At 56.4% G+C, this 18796-nt stretch carries 17 protein-coding genes and 5 tRNA genes; 18 read left to right on the top strand and 4 right to left on the bottom strand.

Annotated features, from left to right (window positions below):
• The first annotated feature begins 211 nt into the window (after positions 1-211).
• The 18 genes from ACJTMZ_RS09290 (at position 212) to ACJTMZ_RS09205 (ending at position 13307) form a co-directional block, all read left to right on the top strand.
• A complete protein-coding gene (locus ACJTMZ_RS09290; RefSeq protein WP_017382783.1) occupies positions 212-865 on the top strand; it encodes a metal ABC transporter ATP-binding protein in 654 nt (217 codons plus the stop codon).
• Positions 862-1722: a metal ABC transporter permease gene (locus ACJTMZ_RS09285; RefSeq protein ID WP_015571669.1), complete on the top strand. Its 861-nt coding sequence runs from the start codon at positions 862-864 to the stop codon at positions 1720-1722. The genes ACJTMZ_RS09290 and ACJTMZ_RS09285 overlap by 4 nt, the downstream gene beginning before the upstream one ends.
• A gap of 14 nt (positions 1723-1736) precedes the next feature.
• Entirely contained in the window at positions 1737-2615 is an 879-nt protein-coding gene (locus tag ACJTMZ_RS09280) for a metal ABC transporter substrate-binding protein (protein WP_045615820.1), read from the top strand.
• 130 nt (positions 2616-2745) lie between these two features.
• Entirely contained in the window at positions 2746-3243 is a 498-nt protein-coding gene (pncC, locus tag ACJTMZ_RS09275; protein ID WP_003862172.1) for a nicotinamide-nucleotide amidase, read from the top strand.
• Positions 3244-3332: 89 nt separating this feature from the next.
• Positions 3333-4391, top strand: coding sequence for a recombinase RecA (recA, locus tag ACJTMZ_RS09270; protein ID WP_015571667.1), 1059 nt, complete (start codon positions 3333-3335; stop codon positions 4389-4391).
• A 68-nt stretch (positions 4392-4459) separates the two neighbouring features.
• Positions 4460-4960 (top strand): recombination regulator RecX, encoded by a 501-nt coding sequence (recX, locus tag ACJTMZ_RS09265; protein WP_040118023.1) that lies wholly within the window; start codon positions 4460-4462, stop codon positions 4958-4960.
• Between the two features lie 131 nt (positions 4961-5091).
• Positions 5092-7719, top strand: a complete 2628-nt coding sequence (gene alaS, locus ACJTMZ_RS09260; RefSeq protein WP_015571666.1) for an alanine--tRNA ligase — start codon at positions 5092-5094, stop codon at positions 7717-7719.
• Between the two features lie 241 nt (positions 7720-7960).
• On the top strand, positions 7961-8146 hold the full coding sequence (csrA, locus tag ACJTMZ_RS09255) for a carbon storage regulator CsrA (protein ID WP_000906486.1): 186 nt from the start codon (positions 7961-7963) through the stop codon (positions 8144-8146).
• Positions 8147-8488: 342 nt separating this feature from the next.
• Positions 8489-8581, top strand: a tRNA-Ser gene (locus ACJTMZ_RS09250).
• A gap of 4 nt (positions 8582-8585) precedes the next feature.
• Positions 8586-8662: transfer RNA gene (locus ACJTMZ_RS09245), tRNA-Arg, on the top strand.
• Positions 8663-8726: 64 nt separating this feature from the next.
• Positions 8727-8803, top strand: a tRNA-Arg gene (locus ACJTMZ_RS09240).
• Positions 8804-8867: 64 nt separating this feature from the next.
• Positions 8868-8944, top strand: a tRNA-Arg gene (locus ACJTMZ_RS09235).
• A 64-nt stretch (positions 8945-9008) separates the two neighbouring features.
• Positions 9009-9085, top strand: a tRNA-Arg gene (locus ACJTMZ_RS09230).
• Between the two features lie 117 nt (positions 9086-9202).
• Entirely contained in the window at positions 9203-9769 is a 567-nt protein-coding gene (gene yqaB, locus ACJTMZ_RS09225) for a fructose-1-phosphate/6-phosphogluconate phosphatase (protein ID WP_015571665.1), read from the top strand.
• Positions 9766-10194, top strand: a complete 429-nt coding sequence (locus ACJTMZ_RS09220) for a YqaA family protein (RefSeq protein WP_017692791.1) — start codon at positions 9766-9768, stop codon at positions 10192-10194. Before yqaB ends, ACJTMZ_RS09220 begins: the two co-directional genes overlap by 4 nt.
• An 83-nt stretch (positions 10195-10277) precedes the next feature.
• A complete protein-coding gene (gene gshA / locus ACJTMZ_RS09215; RefSeq protein ID WP_045331244.1) occupies positions 10278-11822 on the top strand; it encodes a glutamate--cysteine ligase in 1545 nt (514 codons plus the stop codon).
• 151 nt (positions 11823-11973) lie between these two features.
• Complete coding sequence (luxS, locus tag ACJTMZ_RS09210; protein WP_017382778.1) at positions 11974-12489, top strand: S-ribosylhomocysteine lyase; 516 nt, start codon at positions 11974-11976, stop codon at positions 12487-12489.
• 53 nt (positions 12490-12542) lie between these two features.
• Positions 12543-13307: a helix-turn-helix domain-containing protein gene (locus tag ACJTMZ_RS09205; protein WP_003862181.1), complete on the top strand. Its 765-nt coding sequence runs from the start codon at positions 12543-12545 to the stop codon at positions 13305-13307.
• Here ACJTMZ_RS09205 and leuA read toward each other — a convergent pair.
• The 4 genes from leuA to emrR all read right to left on the bottom strand — a co-directional run bounded on the left by leuA (position 13294) and on the right by emrR (position 18532).
• Positions 13294-14949, bottom strand: a complete 1656-nt coding sequence (gene leuA / locus ACJTMZ_RS09200; RefSeq protein ID WP_196261491.1) for a 2-isopropylmalate synthase — start codon at positions 14947-14949, stop codon at positions 13294-13296. The genes ACJTMZ_RS09205 and leuA overlap by 14 nt on opposite strands.
• Positions 14950-15134: 185 nt before the next feature.
• On the bottom strand, positions 15135-16682 hold the full coding sequence (gene emrB, locus ACJTMZ_RS09195; RefSeq protein ID WP_006811709.1) for a multidrug efflux MFS transporter permease subunit EmrB: 1548 nt from the start codon (positions 16680-16682) through the stop codon (positions 15135-15137).
• A gap of 16 nt (positions 16683-16698) precedes the next feature.
• The gene (gene emrA / locus ACJTMZ_RS09190) at positions 16699-17871 is read right to left on the bottom strand and encodes a multidrug efflux MFS transporter periplasmic adaptor subunit EmrA (RefSeq protein WP_032654743.1); all 1173 of its coding nucleotides are present in this window, start codon (positions 17869-17871) and stop codon (positions 16699-16701) included.
• Between the two features lie 130 nt (positions 17872-18001).
• A complete protein-coding gene (gene emrR / locus ACJTMZ_RS09185; protein WP_017694792.1) occupies positions 18002-18532 on the bottom strand; it encodes a multidrug efflux transporter EmrAB transcriptional repressor EmrR in 531 nt (176 codons plus the stop codon).
• Between the last annotated feature and the right edge of the window lie 264 nt (positions 18533-18796).

The raw sequence follows: 18796 nt of genomic DNA, 5'->3' as shown, positions 1-18796 counted from the left end.
GAGGGAAGTTTGCAGAAACATTTCGCCACACTCCCATTTCACTCCCACCGTTTACATCTTAATCGACTTTCATTATTGTTATGTTATAACATTATTTTTGAATTGAGATATCCATGTCCCTGTTTTCTCTCTCATCCCCGGTTCGGCTGCTGCTGGCGCTGGTGCTCATTCTGTTTCTCGGCCTGGCCGTGCGCTGGGCGGTGGCGTTGCCATGATCGTGATGAACGACCTGGTGGCGGGTTACGATCGCCAGCCCGTTACGCGCGCGCTGTCCGGCGTGATTGAACGCGGGAGCATGACCGCCATCGTCGGGGCCAACGGCTGCGGCAAATCCACGCTGCTGAAAACGCTCGCCGGCTTTATTCCGCCCGTCAGCGGTACGTTTCGCTGGCAGGGGAGACGTCCGGTGGTGGGCTGGCTGGCGCAGCGTCACGCGCTGGAGGCGCAATTTCCTCTGACCGTGCAGGACGTGGTGAGTATGGGCTGCTGGCCAGCAATCTCTCTGTTTGCCGGTTTTCGTCGGGATACCCGCATGCGCATTGCTGGCGCGCTGGAGCGCGTGGGGCTGGAGTCCATGGCGTTCTCTACCATAGATGAACTTTCCGGCGGCCAGTTTCAGCGCATGCTGTTTGCCCGCGTTTTGGTGCAGCAGGCGCCGCTGGTAATGCTGGATGAGCCTTTCACCGGCGTCGATGAAGCGACCTGCAACGTGCTGATGGATCTGATGCTGGAGATGTATATGCAGGGGCAGACCCTGCTGGCGGTACTGCACGACAGCGAACGCGTCTCGCGCCACTTCCCACAAACGCTGCGGCTGGATGCTGATACGCCGCACTGGAAAACCGAGCGGGTGAGGGTGGCATGATCTGGCATCTCTTCTTCCAGCCGTTTATTGAGTACGGCTTTATGCGGCGCGCGCTGGTGGTTTGCCTGGCGCTCTCCGTCAGCACCACTGCGCTGGGCGTATTTCTTCAGCTGCGTCGGATGAGCCTGATGGGGGACGCCCTTTCTCACGCCATTTTGCCGGGTGTCGCGGTGGGCTATCTGCTCAGCGGGATGTCGCTGCTGGCAATGACTGTCGGCGGGTTTATTGCCGGGATCGCCGTTGCGCTGGTGGCCGGGCTGGTCAGCCGCCGCACGCCGCTTAAAGAGGATGCCAGCTTCGCGGGGTTTTACCTGGGCTCGCTGGCGCTGGGCGTCACGCTGGTGTCGCTGCGCGGTTCAAATGTCGATCTGCTTCATCTTCTGTTTGGCTCCATTCTCGCCGTGGATAGCGCGTCAGCCCTGTTCGTGACGGGCGTTTGCATGTTCACGCTCCTCACGCTGGCGATTTTTTATCGGGGGCTGGTCAGCGAAGCGTTTGATACCGCGTGGTTGCAGGTGAACGCGCGCTGGCTGCCCGGGATGTTACACGGTCTGTTTCTGGCGCTGCTGGTGCTCAACCTGGTAGCCGGTTTTCAGGTGCTCGGCACGCTGATGGCCGTCGGGCTGATGATGTTACCCGCCGTGGCGGCACGCTGCTGGGTGCGCACACTGCCAGGGTTACTTTTGATGGCGGGTATCAGCGGTATTTTTTGCGCGTGGCTGGGCTTAAGCCTTTCCTGGGCAGTGAGTCTGCCCGCCGGGCCCTCCATTGTGCTGACCGCCAGCGCATTGTTCTTTATTTCAGTTTTATTTGGCACGCGCAGCAGGCTGGCGGATAGCCTGCGGGCGCTTTTTTAACGCAAGGGGAAACGATGAAACGTACAGGGTTAGCCGTGGCGCTCGCGCTCGGCATGATGACGCACGGCGTAATGGCGAAAACGCTTAATGTGGTGACCAGCTTTTCCATCCTGGGAGACATCACGCAGCAGGTTGGCGGCGATCGTGTAAAGGTGACGACGCTGGTGGGGCCGGACGGTGATCCCCATACTTTCGAACCCTCGCCCAAAGACAGCGCGGCGCTGAGTAAAGCTGACGTGGTGGTGGTCAATGGGCTGGGGCTGGAGGGTTGGCTCGACCGTCTGGTGAAAGCCTCCGGATTCAAAGGCCAGCTGGTGGTTGCTTCGGACGGCGTGAAAACGCACACGCTGGAAGAGGACGGTAAAACCGTGACCGATCCGCACGCGTGGAACAGCGCGGCGAACGGCGCGCTGTATGCGCAAAATATTCTCTCAGGGCTGGTGAAGGCCGATCCTGAAGATACGGCGGCGCTTGAAGCTACCGGTAAACCCTATATTGCGCAGCTCTCTCAGCTGGACGGTTGGGCTAAAAAGCGTTTCAGCGACATCCCACAGGCGAAGCGCAAAGTGCTGACCAGCCACGACGCCTTCGGCTATTTCAGCCGCGCCTACGGCGTGACGTTTATGGCGCCGCAGGGGCTGTCGTCTGAGAGTGAAGCCAGCGCGGCGCAGGTAGCGGAGATCATCAATCAGATTAAAGCTGACGGCGTGAAAACCTGGTTTATGGAAAACCAGCTTGACCCACGCCTGGTGAAGCAGATTGCGACCGCCACGGGCGCCCGGCCGGGCGGTGAACTTTACCCGGAAGCGCTGTCCGCGAAGGGCGGCGTGGCGGACACCTACGTCAAGGCGTTTCGCCACAATGTGGACACCCTCGCTAACAGCATGAAATAAGCGTCTCTCTGGCCGATGCGTCCGCATCGGCTTTTTTCTGAAGCCCCCTCGTAAAACCCGACGCGCATCCCCATATTTGATGAGAAAGTGCTATCTTGTGCTGCATGTTTTTCTAAGGCCTGGAGCGAGAATGACTGACCATGAATTGATGCAGCTAAGCGAAGTGGTGGGGCTGGCGCTGAAACAGCGCGGCGCGACTCTCACGACCGCAGAATCCTGCACCGGCGGCTGGGTGGCGAAAGCAATTACCGATATTGCTGGCAGTTCCGCCTGGTTTGAACGCGGCTTTGTGACCTACAGTAACGAGGCGAAAGCGCAGATGATCGGCGTGCGTGAAGCCACGCTTGAGCAGCATGGCGCGGTCAGCGAGCCGGTGGTGATCGAGATGGCGATTGGCGCGCTGAAAGAGGCGCGCGCAGATTACGCTATCTCCATCAGCGGTATCGCGGGGCCGGACGGCGGCAGCGACGTGAAGCCTGTCGGCACCGTCTGGTTTGGCTTTGCCACCTCAAAAGGTGAAGGGATCACCCGCCGGGAATGCTTCAGCGGCGACCGCGAAAGCGTGCGTCGTCAGGCAACGGAATACGCGTTAAAAACGCTCTGGCAACAATTTCTACAAAATACTTGATACTGTATGACTATACAGTATAATTGCCTCAACAGAACAGAAGTCCATGGTGAAGCGCAGTTGCTTCTCCCGGCATGACAGGAGTAATAATGGCTATCGACGAAAACAAACAGAAAGCGTTGGCGGCAGCACTGGGCCAGATCGAAAAGCAATTCGGTAAAGGCTCCATCATGCGCCTGGGTGAAGACCGTTCCATGGATGTGGAAACTATCTCCACTGGTTCGCTTTCTCTTGATATCGCACTGGGCGCTGGCGGTTTGCCGATGGGCCGTATCGTAGAAATCTACGGTCCGGAATCCTCGGGTAAAACTACCCTGACGTTGCAGGTTGTTGCGGCGGCACAGCGCGAAGGTAAAACCTGTGCGTTTATCGATGCCGAGCACGCGCTGGACCCGGTCTATGCCCGTAAACTGGGCGTTGATATCGACAACCTGCTGTGCTCCCAGCCGGACACCGGCGAGCAGGCACTGGAAATTTGTGACGCGCTGGCGCGCTCAGGTGCGGTTGACGTGATCATCGTCGACTCCGTTGCGGCGCTGACGCCAAAAGCGGAAATTGAAGGTGAAATCGGTGACTCTCACATGGGCCTCGCGGCACGTATGATGAGCCAGGCGATGCGTAAGCTGGCGGGTAACCTGAAGCAGTCCAATACGCTGCTGATCTTCATCAACCAGATCCGTATGAAAATTGGTGTAATGTTCGGTAACCCGGAAACCACCACCGGCGGTAACGCTCTGAAATTCTACGCTTCTGTCCGTCTGGATATCCGCCGTATCGGTGCGGTGAAAGAAGGGGATAACGTAGTCGGTAGCGAAACCCGCGTGAAGGTTGTGAAGAACAAAATCGCAGCACCGTTCAAACAGGCTGAGTTCCAGATCCTCTACGGCGAAGGTATCAACTTCCTCGGCGAGCTGGTTGACCTGGGCGTGAAAGAGAAGCTGATTGAAAAAGCGGGCGCATGGTACAGCTACAACGGTGACAAGATTGGTCAGGGTAAAGCGAATGCTATCTCCTGGCTGAAAGAGAACCCGGCGGCGGCGAAAGAGATTGAGAAGAAGGTGCGTGAACTCCTGCTGAACAACCAGGACTCTAAACCTGATTTCGTGGTCGACGGCGCGGACGCTGAAGAAACCAACGAAGACTTTTAATCCTCTCGGATAAAAATGAAGGGCTGCTGATGCGGCCCTTTTTGCATTTCTGAATCGACAGGTTTTTTATGAGTGAACCGACATCACGCCGACCAGCCTACTCACGCTTGCTGGATCGGGCCGTGCGTATTCTTGCCGTGCGTGACCATAGCGAACAGGAGCTGCGGCGGAAACTGTCAGCGCCCGTCATGAGCAAAAACGGTCCGGAAGACATTGATGCCACCGCGGAAGATTATGACCGCGTGGTTGCCTGGTGCTACGAGCATCACTATCTGGATGACGGCCGTTTTGCCGCTCGCTTTCTTGCCAGCCGTGGTCGTAAAGGCTATGGGCCAGCGCGTATCCGCCAGGAGCTGAACCAGAAAGGGGTAGCCCGTGAATTGATTGAAAAAGCCATGCGCGAAAGTGAAATTGACTGGTGCGAACTGGCGCGTGAGCAGGCGGTACGAAAGTACGGTGAGCCGCTGCCGCGTGAATTTTCAGAAAAAGTTAAAATCCAGCGCTTTTTGCTCTACCGCGGCTTCCTGATGGAAGATATTCAGGATATCTGGCGTAATTTTACCGATTGAACGCATGCGGGATTTTACTTCCCACTAAAGAAAACTTATCTTATTCCCACTTTTTCCAGTAGCTGGTCCGTCCAACTGTTTACAGATACAGATCTGCTGCGACATTTCGTTAGCTTGATTTCAGGATAATTATGAGCAAGAGCACCGCTGAGATCCGTCAGGCGTTTCTCGATTTTTTCCATAGTAAGGGACACCAGGTTGTTGCCAGCAGCTCCCTGGTACCGAACAATGACCCGACTCTGCTGTTTACCAACGCCGGGATGAACCAGTTCAAGGATGTGTTCCTTGGTCTCGACAAGCGTAATTATTCCCGCGCCACAACCTCACAGCGTTGCGTGCGTGCGGGCGGTAAACACAACGATCTGGAAAACGTCGGTTACACCGCGCGCCACCACACCTTCTTCGAAATGCTGGGTAACTTCAGCTTCGGCGACTATTTCAAACACGACGCCATTCAATACGCGTGGGAACTGCTGACCGGTGAAAACTGGTTCAATCTGCCGAAAGAGCGTCTGTGGGTGACCGTGTATGAGACCGATGACGAAGCGTTCGACATCTGGGAAAAAGAAGTGGGTATCCCGCGCGAACGTATCATCCGTATCGGTGACAACAAAGGCGCGCCTTACGCGTCTGATAACTTCTGGCAGATGGGCGACACCGGCCCTTGTGGTCCGTGCACCGAGATCTTCTACGATCATGGCGACCACATCTGGGGCGGCCCTCCGGGAAGCGCGGAAGAAGATGGCGATCGCTACATTGAGATCTGGAACATCGTCTTCATGCAGTTCAACCGTCAGGCCGACGGCACCATGGAGCCGCTGCCAAAACCGTCCGTAGATACCGGTATGGGCCTTGAGCGTATCGCGGCCGTTCTGCAACACGTTAACTCCAACTATGAGATTGACCTGTTCAGCACCCTGATCAAAGCCGTTGCTGAGGTAACGGGCGCAACCGATCTGAGCAACAAATCACTGCGCGTTATCGCAGACCATATTCGTTCCTGTGCGTTCCTGATTGCTGACGGCGTTATCCCGTCGAATGAAAACCGTGGCTATGTGCTGCGTCGTATCATTCGTCGTGCGATCCGCCATGGCAACATGCTGGGCGCGAAGGACACCTTCTTCTATAAACTCGTTGGGCCACTGATTGGCGTGATGGGCTCTGCCGGCGATGAGCTGAAACGCCAGCAGGCGCAGGTTGAACAGGTTCTGAAAACCGAAGAAGAGCAGTTTGCCCGTACGCTGGAGCGCGGTCTGGCGCTGCTGGACGACGAGCTGGCGAAACTCAAGGGCGACACGCTGGATGGCGAAACCGCTTTCCGCCTGTACGACACCTACGGCTTCCCGGTTGACCTGACCGCGGACGTTTGCCGCGAGCGCAACATCAAAGTTGACGAAGCAGGCTTTGAAGCCGCAATGGAAGAGCAGCGTCGTCGTGCGCGTGAATCCAGCGGTTTTGGCGCGGACTACAACGCGATGATCCGCGTTGATAGCGCGTCTGAATTTAAAGGCTACGAAGAGCTGGCCCTGACCAGCAACGTAACCGCGCTGTTTGTTGACGGTAAAGCCGTAGACAGCATTAGCGCGGGCCAGGAAGCGGTTGTTATCCTGGATAAAACGCCGTTCTATGCGGAATCGGGCGGCCAGGTTGGCGATAAAGGCGAACTGAAAGGCAATGGCTTCAGCTTCAGCGTAAGCGATACCCAGAAATACGGTCAGGCAATTGGTCACCAGGGCAAACTGGTTTCCGGCTCTCTGAAAGTGGGCGAGGGCGTTCAGGCCAACGTTGACGAGGCTCGCCGCGCGCGCATTCGTCTGAACCACTCGGCAACCCACCTGATGCACGCCGCCCTGCGCGAAGTGCTGGGTACGCACGTTGCACAGAAAGGTTCTCTGGTTAATGACAAAGTGCTGCGTTTCGACTTCTCGCATTTTGAAGCGATGAAGCCGTCTGAAATTCGTGCGGTGGAAGACCTGGTGAATGCCCAGATCCGCCGTAACCTGCCAATCGAAACCCACATCATGGATCTCGAGGCAGCGAAGAAGAAAGGTGCGATGGCGCTGTTTGGCGAGAAATATGACGACCGCGTTCGCGTGCTGAGCATGGGCGACTTCTCTACCGAACTGTGTGGCGGTACTCACGCATCCCGCACCGGTGACATCGGCTTGTTCCGCATCGTTTCCGAGTCGGGGACGGCGGCAGGCGTGCGCCGTATTGAGGCGGTGACCGGGGAAGGCGCGATTGCCAGCCTGCATGCGCAGAGCGACCAGCTGCACGAGATCGCGCAGCTGCTGAAAGGCGATAGTCAGAACCTGGGCGAAAAAGTGCGTGTCGCGCTGGATCGTACCCGTCAGCTGGAAAAAGAACTCCAGCAGCTGAAAGAACAGGCTGCGGCGCAGGAGAGCGCAAACCTCTCCAGCAAAGCGGTAGACATTAAGGGCGTCAAACTGCTGGTCAGCGATCTGGCGGGCGTTGAGCCTAAGATGCTGCGTACCATGGTCGACGATCTGAAGAACCAGCTTGGTTCGACGGTTATCGTGCTGGCAACGGTCGCAGAGGGTAAGGTTTCTCTGATTGCGGGCGTCTCTAAGGATGTGACGGATCGTGTTAAAGCAGGGGAACTGATTGGCATGGTCGCCCAGCAGGTGGGTGGCAAAGGTGGCGGTCGTCCGGACATGGCGCAAGCCGGTGGTACGGATGCGGCGGCACTTCCCGCGGCATTAGCCAGCGTTGAAAGCTGGGTAAGCGCGAAACTGTAATAACTACAAAGCACAAGCAGACGCCATAGCGGTAACGTTATGGCGTCTTGCTCACTGCGCTATCGATAACGATAAAGTCAGGTTGAGTTTGTGTATATCGGCTAAACTTACGTTTAACAGAATGTGATGCCGTGACTGCTTACACTTTACGTGTTTGTCATCGCTTACTTTTTGGCGTTATATGATGGATAATGCCGGGATACAAGAGACCCGACTCTTTTAATCTTTCAAGGAGCAAAGAATGCTGATTCTGACTCGTCGAGTTGGTGAGACCCTCATGATTGGGGATGAGGTCACCGTGACAGTTTTAGGGGTAAAGGGTAACCAGGTACGTATTGGTGTTAACGCTCCTAAAGAAGTATCTGTCCACCGTGAAGAGATCTACCAGCGTATCCAGGCTGAAAAATCCCAGCAGTCCAGTTACTGATATTGTCGCGTCTCGCTGTCGGGCGAGACGCAACCCTCCTGCTATTTTTCCTGCATAAAGTTACCGTTCTATTTCAAACGCTTCGTTTTTGACCACTCTCATAATCTTATCTCATCCAAAAGACGCGCTTCTCTCAACACAATTCTGTGAAGATGCCTGCAAAATCCGCTTATAAAACACTCTCTTTGCGGCTTTTACATGCGAATTGGGTGCGAATTGTGCAAACGAAAAAAGCATGTGGAAAATTGTTTGACTTATAAGTCCCAGAAAGTAATATATGCGCCACGCAGCGACGAGAAGCTCTTAACGAGTTGCTCGAAGCACTCGAAAGAGGCGTTGTGTGGTGAGGTGGCCGAGAGGCTGAAGGCGCTCCCCTGCTAAGGGAGTATGCGGTCAAAAGCTGCATCCGGGGTTCGAATCCCCGCCTCACCGCCATTTTGCATCCGTAGCTCAGCTGGATAGAGTACTCGGCTACGAACCGAGCGGTCGGAGGTTCGAATCCTCCCGGATGCACCATCTATTACTTCATATTGCTTTCGAAGTGATATGAATATCGAGCAGTACAGTAGTAAATCCCGATGCATCCGTAGCTCAGCTGGATAGAGTACTCGGCTACGAACCGAGCGGTCGGAGGTTCGAATCCTCCCGGATGCACCATTTTTTACTTCATATTGCTTTTGAAGTGATATGAGTATCGAGAAGTACAGCAGTAAATCCCGATGCATCCGTAGCTCAGCTGGATAGAGTACTCGGCTACGAACCGAGCGGTCGGAGGTTCGAATCCTCCCGGATGCACCATTTTTTACTTCATATTGCTTTTGAAGTGATATGAGTATCGAGAAGTACAGCAGTAAATCCCGATGCATCCGTAGCTCAGCTGGATAGAGTACTCGGCTACGAACCGAGCGGTCGGAGGTTCGAATCCTCCCGGATGCACCATATTCTCCCCCTTTGTTTATTCCTTCGACGTTTCGTCAGCAATCACTCTCTCTGTCAGCGACAAAAATCCCCTTTTACGATAAAGTAATGCTTTGTTAATCGTTTAGCGAGAGCACGATGTACGCACAGTATGACGGTTTGATCTTCGACATGGACGGCACCCTCCTGGATACCGAACCCACGCATCGTCAGGCCTGGACCGAAGTCCTGGGCCGTTACGGTATGCGTTTCGATTTACAGGCGATGATTGCCCTCAATGGATCGCCCACCTGGCGTATCGCACAGGCCGTGATTGAGCTGAATCAGGCCGATCTCGACCCGCATCAGCTCGCGCGTGAAAAAACCGACGCGGTAAAAGCCATACTGTTAGACACCGTGCAGCCTTTACCACTCATTGACGTCGTCAAGGAGTGGCACGGGCGTCGTCCTATGTCTGTCGGTACGGGCAGCGAGAGCGCGATTGCTGAAGCGCTACTCAACCACCTTGGCCTGCGCCACTATTTTTCTGCCGTCGTTGCCGCCGATCATGTTAAACATCACAAACCCGCACCGGATACCTTCCTGCTCTGTGCAGAATTAATGGGTGTTCCACCTGCAAAATGCGTGGTGTTTGAAGATGCTGATTTTGGCATTCAGGCCGCGCGTGATGCCGGAATGGCGGCGGTGGACGTTCGCTTACTGTGAGTGACGCGCTGTCACTCGCTTCATTATTCGCCAGCAGTTTTTTAAGCTCCACCCTCTTACCGGGGAATTCGGAAGTGGTGCTGGTGGCGATGCTGTTGTCCGGCGTAAGTCAGCCCTGGTTGCTGGTCTTAATAGCAACAATGGGTAATAGCCTTGGAGGGCTGACTAACGTTATTCTTGGACGTTTCTTTCCGCTACGCGAAAAATCTCGCTGGCAGGAAAAGGCAGTGGGCTGGCTAAAACGCTATGGCGCTGCCACGCTGTTATTAAGCTGGATGCCTGTAATAGGCGATTTACTGTGTCTGCTGGCGGGATGGATGCGCATTTCCTGGGGACCGGTGCTCTTTTTTTTGTGCCTTGGCAAGGCGTTACGCTATGTTTTACTGGCATGGGTAACACTACAGGGTATGACGTGGTGGCACTAATTGGTGGAATGAATTCGCGACCTTCAATCGTCAACCATTACAATTATGCTGAGTGACAATTTTTTGACAGGCGGGAGGTCAAATTGATCCCGGACGTATCACAGGCGCTGGCCTGGCTGGAAAATCACCCTCAGGCACTGAAGGGGATTCAGCGTGGGCTTGAGCGCGAAACGCTGCGCGTAAATGCGGATGGTAGCTTAGCGACTACGGGACACCCGAAGGCGTTAGGCTCGGCGCTGACACATAAATGGATCACAACCGATTTCGCCGAAGCGCTGCTGGAGTTCATCACGCCAGTAGACGGTGATATTGATCATATGCTGACGATCATGCGCGACGTGCATCGCTTCACCGCCCGCAATCTTGGCGACGAGCGTATGTGGCCGCTCAGCATGCCGTGCTATATCGAGCAGGGGCAGGATATCGAGCTGGCGCAGTACGGCACCTCGAATATTGGTCGGCTGAAAACGCTGTATCGCGAAGGACTGAAAAATCGCTACGGCGCACTGATGCAGACGATCTCTGGCGTGCACTACAATTTCTCTCTGCCGATGGCGTTCTGGCAGGCGAAATGCGGTGAAACGGATAAAGAAGCGATCTCCGCGGGCTACTTCCGCCTGATCCGCAACTACTACCGTTTTGGCTGGGTTATTCCGTATCTGTTCGGCGCGTCCCCGGCCATCTGTTCATCGTTCCTGCAAGGGAAACCGACCACGCTGCCGTTCGAGAAGACCGAATGTGGCATGTATTACCTGCCGTATGCGACCTCCCTGCGCCTGAGCGACCTTGGCTATACCAATAAATCGCAAAGCAATCTCGGAATTACGTTTAACGATCTGCACGAATATGTGGCAGGCTTGAAGCGGGCGATTAAAACCCCGTCTGAAGAGTACGAAAAAATCGGCCTCGAAAAAGACGGCAAGCGCCTGCAAATTAACACCAACGTGTTGCAGATTGAAAATGAACTGTATGCGCCGATTCGTCCGAAGCGCGTGACGCGCAGCGGTGAAACGCCGTCGGATGCGCTACAGCGCGGCGGGATCGAATACATTGAAGTGCGCTCGCTGGATATCAACCCGTTCTCACCGATTGGCGTTGACGAGCAGCAGGTTCGCTTCCTTGACCTGTTTATGGTCTGGTGCGTACTGGCGGATGCGCCGGAAATGAGTTCCGACGAACTGCTGTGTACCCGTGCCAACTGGAATCGCGTGATTCTGGAAGGGCGCAAGCCGGGTCTGACGTTAGGTATTGGCTGTGAAACGGCTCAGTTCCCACTGTCTAAGGTAGGGAAGGATCTGTTCCATGACCTGAAGCGCGTAGCCCAGACGCTGGACAGCGTGTACGGCGGCGAAGCTTACCAGAAGGTCTGCGACGAACTGGTTGAAAGCTTTGATAACCCGGAACTGACATTCTCAGCACGTATTCTGCGTTCTATGATTGAGCAGGGAATTGGTGGCACAGGGCGTTCACTCTCAGCGGAGTACCGTGAGATGCTGATGCAGGAGCCGTTAGAGATCCTGAGCGAAGCGGATTTTGTGACAGAGCGTGATGCGTCCGTTGTGCGTCAGAAAGAGGTCGAAGCGGCGGATACGGAGTCGTTTGAGGCGTTTCTGGCGAAGCAGGCCTGAACCAAAAGAAAAAGGCCACATCGCTGTGGCCAAAATATACATCTCTGAATTCAGGGATGATGATAACAAATGCGCGTCTTTCATATACTCAGACGCGCATTCTGTAGAAGAGTTCAGTTTATTTTAAAAAAATCACTATCGGAGGTGACGTATGCCGTTATTAGATAGCTTTACTGTCGACCATACCCGTATGGAAGCACCAGCAGTCCGCGTGGCGAAGACCATGAACACGCCGCACGGCGACACGATCACCGTTTTCGACCTGCGCTTCTGCGTGCCCAATAAAGAAGTGATGCCAGAGAAAGGCATTCACACGCTGGAACACCTGTTCGCCGGATTCATGCGCGACCACCTGAACGGCAACGGCGTGGAGATTATCGATATCTCTCCGATGGGCTGCCGCACCGGTTTCTACATGAGCCTGATTGGTCAGCCTGATGAGAAACGCGTCGCGGATGCGTGGAAAGCGGCGATGGAAGACGTACTGAAGGTGAAAGAGCAGAACCAGATCCCTGAGCTGAACGTTTACCAGTGCGGCACTTACCAGATGCACTCTCTGGAAGAAGCTCAGGAGATTGCCCGTCATATCATCGAACGTGATGTTCGTGTAAACAGCAATGACGAGCTGGCCCTGCCAAAAGAAAAACTTCAGGAACTGCACATTTAGTATCGTGCCTGTGGATGCCCGGTGGCGCTTCGCTGACCGGGCCTACAATCCTGATGACGACAACCACCACCTTCTCCTTTACCCATCGCCCGCTTGTGCCGTTTTCGCATGATTATGCTCATGGCGACAGCGAGCCGTGGCATCAGCACGACTGCGCGCAGCTCCTGCACAGCCTCACCGGCGTCGTGCGGGTCGATACCGCATCCGGCTGCTGGGTGGTGCCGCCCGGTCGCGGCGTCTGGCTACCTGCGGGTACGCAGCACGCCTTGCGCATCACCGGCAACGTTGCTGCCCGCACGCTGTTTATCGACCCGCTGGCGCGCGCCGATCTTCCGGCGACCTGCCAGATCGTGCAGATCTCGCCCCTGCTGCGCGAGCTGATCCTGACCTCCCTTACGCTTCCTGAATCTTACGCACCCGGAAGCCGCGATGAACGTGTTTATGAACTGATCCTCGATGAAATTCGCCTCATGCCGGTACTGCCGTTTCACCTGCCCGAGCCGGAAAGCGAAGCGCTGCGCCACCTCTGCCAGCAGATTCGAATGGCCCCGGGAGAAAGCTGGAGCAGCGCCCAGGCCGCAGGTATTGTGGGGATGAGCGAACGCACGCTGAACCGCCATTTTCAGCAGCAGACAGGCCTGAGCTACGGCGAGTGGGTGAGAAGGGCGCGACTGCTGGAAGCCTTAGTGCGGCTGGCACAGGGCCAGCCGGTATTACGCGTGGCGCTGGATCTGGGGTATGGCAGCCACAGCGCCTTTACGGCAATGTTTCGCCGGGTAATGGGTCTCTCACCCAGCGATTACTTCAGGAACGACTGACCGCGTTTAAAAGCGCCTGAATCGACGCGCGTGCCACGTCGCTGTCGATGCCCACGCCCCAGCGGCTGGTCCCATCCTGGAACAGGCAGCGGATATAGGCCACCGAGCGGCTGTCGCTGCGTTCGCCTAACGTATGTTCGTGATAATCCTTGATCACAAACGGTGCGTTGATCCAGCGGCTTAAGCCGTGAGCGGCGGCGGAGAGCAAACCGTTTCCCTGGCCTTCCAGCTGGCGGGTGCCCCCTTGCGTGGCGACGCTTGCCGTCAGCCGCAGCTGGCCGTCCTGCTGGCTGTCGCTGCGGTACGATTGCAGCGCTAATGGCGGGCTCGCCACCAGGCCGTAGCGGGCGCGGAACAGCTGCCAGAGCGCATTCTGCGTCATCTCTTTTCCATGGTTATCCGTTTCCTGCTGCACGTGCTGGCTAAAATCCTGTTGCAGGGCGCGAGGCAATTTCAGGCCGTGGTTTTGCTCAATAAGCCAGGCGCTTCCGCTTTTTCCTGACTGGCTGTTCACGCGGATCACCGCTTCATAGGTACAGCCAATATCCTGCGGGTCGACGGGCAGATAGGGCATCTCCCAGCGTTCGCCAGGCTTACGGGCATCGAAACCTTTCTTGATGGCATCCTGGTGCGAGCCGGAGAAGGCGGTGTAAGCCAGACGACCCGCCCACGGATGGCGCGGATGGACGGGCAGCTGGTTGCAGGTTTCTACCGTTTCAACCACCCGATTCATATCACTGAAATCCAGATTCGGGCTAATGCCCTGGCTGTAGAGGTTCATCGCCAGCGTCACCAGGCAGACGTTGCCCGTGCGCTCACCGTTACCAAACAGGCAGCCCTCCACGCGGTCAGCCCCGGCCATGACGGCCAGCTCTGCGCTGGCGACGCCGGTACCGCGATCGTTATGCGGGTGCACGCTGATACAGACGTCACTGCGGCGGCTGAAGTGGCGGCAGAAATACTCGATCTGGTCGGCATAGACGTTCGGCGTGCTCACCTCGACGGTAGCGGGCAGGTTGACGATCATCGGACGCGCCGCGCACGGCTGCCAGATCTCCGCCACGGCTTCACAAATCTCCAGCGCAAACTCCGGTTCGGTAAAGCAGAAGGTTTCCGGGGAGTACTCGTACTGCCAGCAGGTGTCAGGGTTCTCTTCACACAGCTGACGAATCAGGCGCGTCGCGCGCGTCGCCAGCTCGACGATTTGCGCTTTCTCCATGCCGAATACCAGACGGCGGAACAGCGGGGCGGTGGCGTTATACAGGTGAACGGTGGCCTGCTTCGCGCCGCGCAGGGAGTCGAAAGTGCGACGGATAAGATCGTCCCGCGCCTGCGTTAACACCTGAATGGTGACGTCATCCGGGATGCGGTTCTCCTCAATCAACTGACGCACAAAATTGAAGTCCGTCTGCGAGGCGGACGGGAAGGCGACTTCGATTTCTTTAAACCCGCAGCTCAGCAGCAGATCCCAGAATTGCAGCTTGCGCGCGCTGTCCATCGGCTCGGCCAGCGCCTGGTTACCGTCGCGTAAGTCGGTCGAGAGCCAGCGCGGGGCGCGGGTAATAATCTGCTCCGGCCAGCGGCGGTCGGGCAACGAAAGGGTGGGGTAAGGCTGGTATTTGTCGGCGGGTGTGTTCAGCATGGTGCGCTCCTGTTGTCTTTTCACTATCGTGAATCGATTTCAGGCGCGCTGCTTTATCGGAACTGACAATCGCTGTCGCGTTTTGGACAAGGGGGGCGATTGTTGCCCGGTGGCGCTGCGCTTACCGGGCCTACGATCGTAGGCCGGGTAAGGCGTAGCCGCCACCCGGCAACCCGTGCACAGGGCTAGTGCGCCCCACCGCCCCCGCTACCGGCCCCAAACGGTGGTTTGGCAAACCACACCAGCCCCAGCAGGACGATGAAGATCCCCGCCGATATCCAGAAAATCTCGTTTGCCGAGATAATCAGCCCCTGGTTGGTGATCTGCTGGGCAAGCCAGCCGGACGCCTGCTGCTCCGTCATCCCCATCCCCTCAAGCTGGCTATACATCTGCTGAGCGTTAGGGTTGAACGGGTTCACCGCTTCGGTGAGTTGAGCATGGTGCATCGATTCCCGGTTGGTCCACAGCGTGGTGGTGATCGAAGTCCCGATGGAGCCCGCCAGCGTACGGGTGAAGTTCGACAGGCTCGATGCCGCCGCCATCCGCTCAGGCGGTAAGCCGGAAAGCGTAATGGTGGTCAGCGGCATAAAGAAGCACGCTACGGCGAAGCCCTGAATAAACTGCGGCCACGCGGAGGCGCCAAAGTCCATTCCCGGTTCAAACGTATACGCGCGCCAGTAGAAGCACACGGCGTACATGATGAAGCTGAACGTCACCAGCCTGCGCATGTCGAGCTTATGGGCGAAACGGCCAATAATCGGCGACAGCAGAACCGGAATTAACCCCACCGGCGCGGAGGCCAGCCCCGCCCAGGTTGCGGTATAGCCGTACACCTCCTGCAACAGCTGCGGCAGCAGAACAATCGCGCCGAAGTAGAGCATATAGGCGAGGCTGATACAGAGGCAGCCGATGGTGAAGTTTCGCGATTTAAACAGCGAGAGGTCGACTATCGGATTATCGTCCGTCAGCTCCCAGACAATCAGGAAGCTGATGGCCACCACGGCGACCACCGTCAGCACAATGATTTCCGTAGAGGCAAACCAGTCCAGCTCTTTGCCGCGGTCGAGCATGATTTGCAGGCTGCCGATGCCGACAACCAGCAGTGCCAGCCCGATGCCGTCGATCCGCCGCTGTTCGGTCCGCGTTTCGCGACCACGCAGAGACTGTAGCGTCATCAGCACCACCAGCGCACCGATGGGCACGTTGATGAAGAAGATCCAGCCCCAGTGATAGTTATCGCTGATATAGCCGCCGAGGATTGGCCCGCAAATTGGGGCGACGATCACCGTCATCGACCACAGCGCGAGCGCGATGGAGCGCTTGGCGGGCGGATAGTTGTTCAGCAGCAAACTCTGCGACAGCGGAATCAACGGCCCGGCGACAATCCCCTGGATGACGCGGAAGAAAATCAGCATCGTCAGGCTGCTGGACATGCCGCAGGCCCAGGAGGCCAGCACGAACAGGATCGTCGACCAGAGGAACAGCTTCACTTCACCGACGCGCTTCGCCAGCCAGCCGGTGATGGGAATGGAGATGGCGTTCGCCACCCCGAACGAGGTAATGACCCAGGTCCCCTGGCTCAGCGATGAGCCAAGGTTCCCGGCGATCGTAGGGATCGCCACGTTTGCGATGGTGGAGTCCAGCACCTGCATGAATGTCGCCAGCGACAGCGCAATGGTCATAATGACCAGCTGCGCCCCCTCCAGCGGTTTTTGCGGCTTTTGCTGTTGCATAACGCTCACCTTCGGCTTAACCGGCGTTTGCCTTCACGATGTCATCGATCAGCTTATTGACCGGATCGAGGCTAATTTCACGGGCGTTACTTTCATAAGCTGGCGTACTGCGCACCTGGCTTGCGAGGATCTGACCGTCGCGGTTGGCGGTATCGACCGTCACCAGCGTGGAAAGGCCAATTCGCAGCGGATGGTCTGCCAGCTGCTTAGGATCCAGCTCGATACGCACAGGCAAGCGCTGTACCACTTTGATCCAGTTGCCGGTGGCGTTCTGTGCAGGCAGCAGGCTGAACGCGCTGCCGGTCCCCATGTCCAGACCGACCACTTTCCCGGTGTACTTGACGTCATCGCCGTAAATATCGCTGACCACGGTCGCGGTCTGGCCGATACGCATATGCGCCAGCTGGGTCTCTTTGAAGTTCGCATCGACCCACAGATTGTTCGCCGGAACGACCGCCATTAGCGGCGTGGTGGTGCCAATCTGCGCCCCTGGCTGTACGGAACGACGGGAAACGTAGCCGGTCATCGGGCTGACGATTTTGGTACGTTGCAGGGCAAGCCATGCGTTACGCACTTCGGTCGCTGCCTGTTTCACCGCTGGCTGGTTTTCCAGAGAGGTGCCCAACACCATCGCCTGGTTGGCGTTGTACTGTTGGATCGCCACGTCCAGCTGCGCCTGTGCGCTGGCCACCGCGTCGCGGGCGTGCTGCAACTCTTCACGGCCAATCAGGTTGGCGGTGCCGAGAGGAACACGACGATTGAGGTCGCTCTGCGCCTGAGCCAGGGCCGTTTTCTGCACGTCGATATTGGCCTGAAGCTGCTTGCTGTTGATCATCAGCTGGCGGGTCTGGCGAACGCTGGAGGCCAGCGCCGTTTGTGCTTTTTCAAACGCCTGTTGGGCGTCGGTCGGGTCGAGCGTGACCAGCACATCGCCTTTTTTCACAAAGTCGGTGTTATCAGCCCAGACTTTCGTCACGCTGCCTGACACCTGCGCCATGATTTGAACCTGATTCCCTGCCACGTATGCATCGTCTGTCTCTTCAACATGACGCAAGACTAAAAACCAATAGATCCCATATGCCACGGCAATAATAATAAAGAGCAAGGTCAGCAGAATAAGGGCGCTCTTACGTTTGCCCTTTTTGTTGGCCGGTTGCTGCGGGAGGGTGTTCTCCGCATTTGCGCTCATTGTTGTTCTCCACGATCTTTTTATTTTCACATCGGCTGAGCCGACCTGTTGTCAGAAAGGCCAGCAGTTTCACGTGCTGGCCTGTCAGTTTTTCTTTTTAGCAATCTGGAATGTTGAGCGGATCGTCGCGTTAGCGCAGCGCCTCAAGGATGACGCCATCTTCATCCATCTGGTCCAGACGGGTGAGCAGCTTGCGAGTGATGTGCTCAAGCTGGTCGCGCTCGGCGGTGCTGAGGGCAGACCAGAGCTGGTGCAGGCAGTTGTGCTGCGGTGGCAGCACTTCGCGCAAGAATTCGTGACCTTTTTCAGTCAGTTGCAGATGCAGGCAGCGGCGATCGTTATCGCTTTCACGGCGTTCAATCCAGCCGCGCTTTTCCAGTTCATCCGCGATACGGGTCGCATTGGTACGGGATGACCCCAGCGCACAGCTCAGTTCCGACGGCTGAATGCTGTGATTTTCCTGAGACTCCAGCGTAATCAACGCCATAAACAACGTCTCGTTAATCCCCTGCGCTTTCAGCATCTTGTTACGATTTTCCAGCAGCTTACCCTGCATGTGCATGCACAGGCGGGTCAGCAGAATTTCCTGATACGGGAAGTCCTCATGACGACTGGCGCGGAACTTAAGCATTTGTTCAATGGGCGTAAACGAACTATCCATTTTGGGCATAACCTCATTAATTACAGCCGATATAGTAACGACAGTGACAAATAATGTAAATGAATTATTTGTGCGGTTATATCCGCCAAACGTATGTCACCATCAGAAAGCGCCGGGTAAATCCGTGACCCGGTGAGCACAGAGAGCGTGGGGTGTGTACCCGCGAAAGAGGGGATGTGAGGACAGGGGTCTGAACTATTCATGCCGGTAGTAAATATGTCACCCACAGTAAAATTTCTGGGATAAATGATTACCGTTACCTTA

It is taken from the genome of Enterobacter sp. DN, assembly GCF_046054285.1.
In the GTDB taxonomy this organism is placed as follows: Bacteria; Pseudomonadota; Gammaproteobacteria; order Enterobacterales; family Enterobacteriaceae; genus Enterobacter; species Enterobacter hormaechei_C.
The sequence above is the reverse complement of the archived record's forward strand: the minus strand, read 5'-3'. Positions and strand labels throughout refer to the sequence as shown.

Coding starts and splice junctions, on each gene's coding strand:
- ACJTMZ_RS09290 (WP_017382783.1), top strand. CDS start 212: ATGATCGTGATGAACGACCTGGTGGCGGGTTACGATCGCCAGCCCGTT.
- ACJTMZ_RS09285 (WP_015571669.1), top strand. CDS start 862: ATGATCTGGCATCTCTTCTTCCAGCCGTTTATTGAGTACGGCTTTATG.
- ACJTMZ_RS09280 (WP_045615820.1), top strand. CDS start 1,737: ATGAAACGTACAGGGTTAGCCGTGGCGCTCGCGCTCGGCATGATGACG.
- pncC (WP_003862172.1), top strand. CDS start 2,746: ATGACTGACCATGAATTGATGCAGCTAAGCGAAGTGGTGGGGCTGGCG.
- recA (WP_015571667.1), top strand. CDS start 3,333: ATGGCTATCGACGAAAACAAACAGAAAGCGTTGGCGGCAGCACTGGGC.
- recX (WP_040118023.1), top strand. CDS start 4,460: ATGAGTGAACCGACATCACGCCGACCAGCCTACTCACGCTTGCTGGAT.
- alaS (WP_015571666.1), top strand. CDS start 5,092: ATGAGCAAGAGCACCGCTGAGATCCGTCAGGCGTTTCTCGATTTTTTC.
- csrA (WP_000906486.1), top strand. CDS start 7,961: ATGCTGATTCTGACTCGTCGAGTTGGTGAGACCCTCATGATTGGGGAT.
- yqaB (WP_015571665.1), top strand. CDS start 9,203: ATGTACGCACAGTATGACGGTTTGATCTTCGACATGGACGGCACCCTC.
- luxS (WP_017382778.1), top strand. CDS start 11,974: ATGCCGTTATTAGATAGCTTTACTGTCGACCATACCCGTATGGAAGCA.
- ACJTMZ_RS09205 (WP_003862181.1), top strand. CDS start 12,543: ATGACGACAACCACCACCTTCTCCTTTACCCATCGCCCGCTTGTGCCG.
- leuA (WP_196261491.1), bottom strand. CDS start 14,949: ATGCTGAACACACCCGCCGACAAATACCAGCCTTACCCCACCCTTTCG.
- emrB (WP_006811709.1), bottom strand. CDS start 16,682: ATGCAACAGCAAAAGCCGCAAAAACCGCTGGAGGGGGCGCAGCTGGTC.
- emrA (WP_032654743.1), bottom strand. CDS start 17,871: ATGAGCGCAAATGCGGAGAACACCCTCCCGCAGCAACCGGCCAACAAA.
- emrR (WP_017694792.1), bottom strand. CDS start 18,532: ATGGATAGTTCGTTTACGCCCATTGAACAAATGCTTAAGTTCCGCGCC.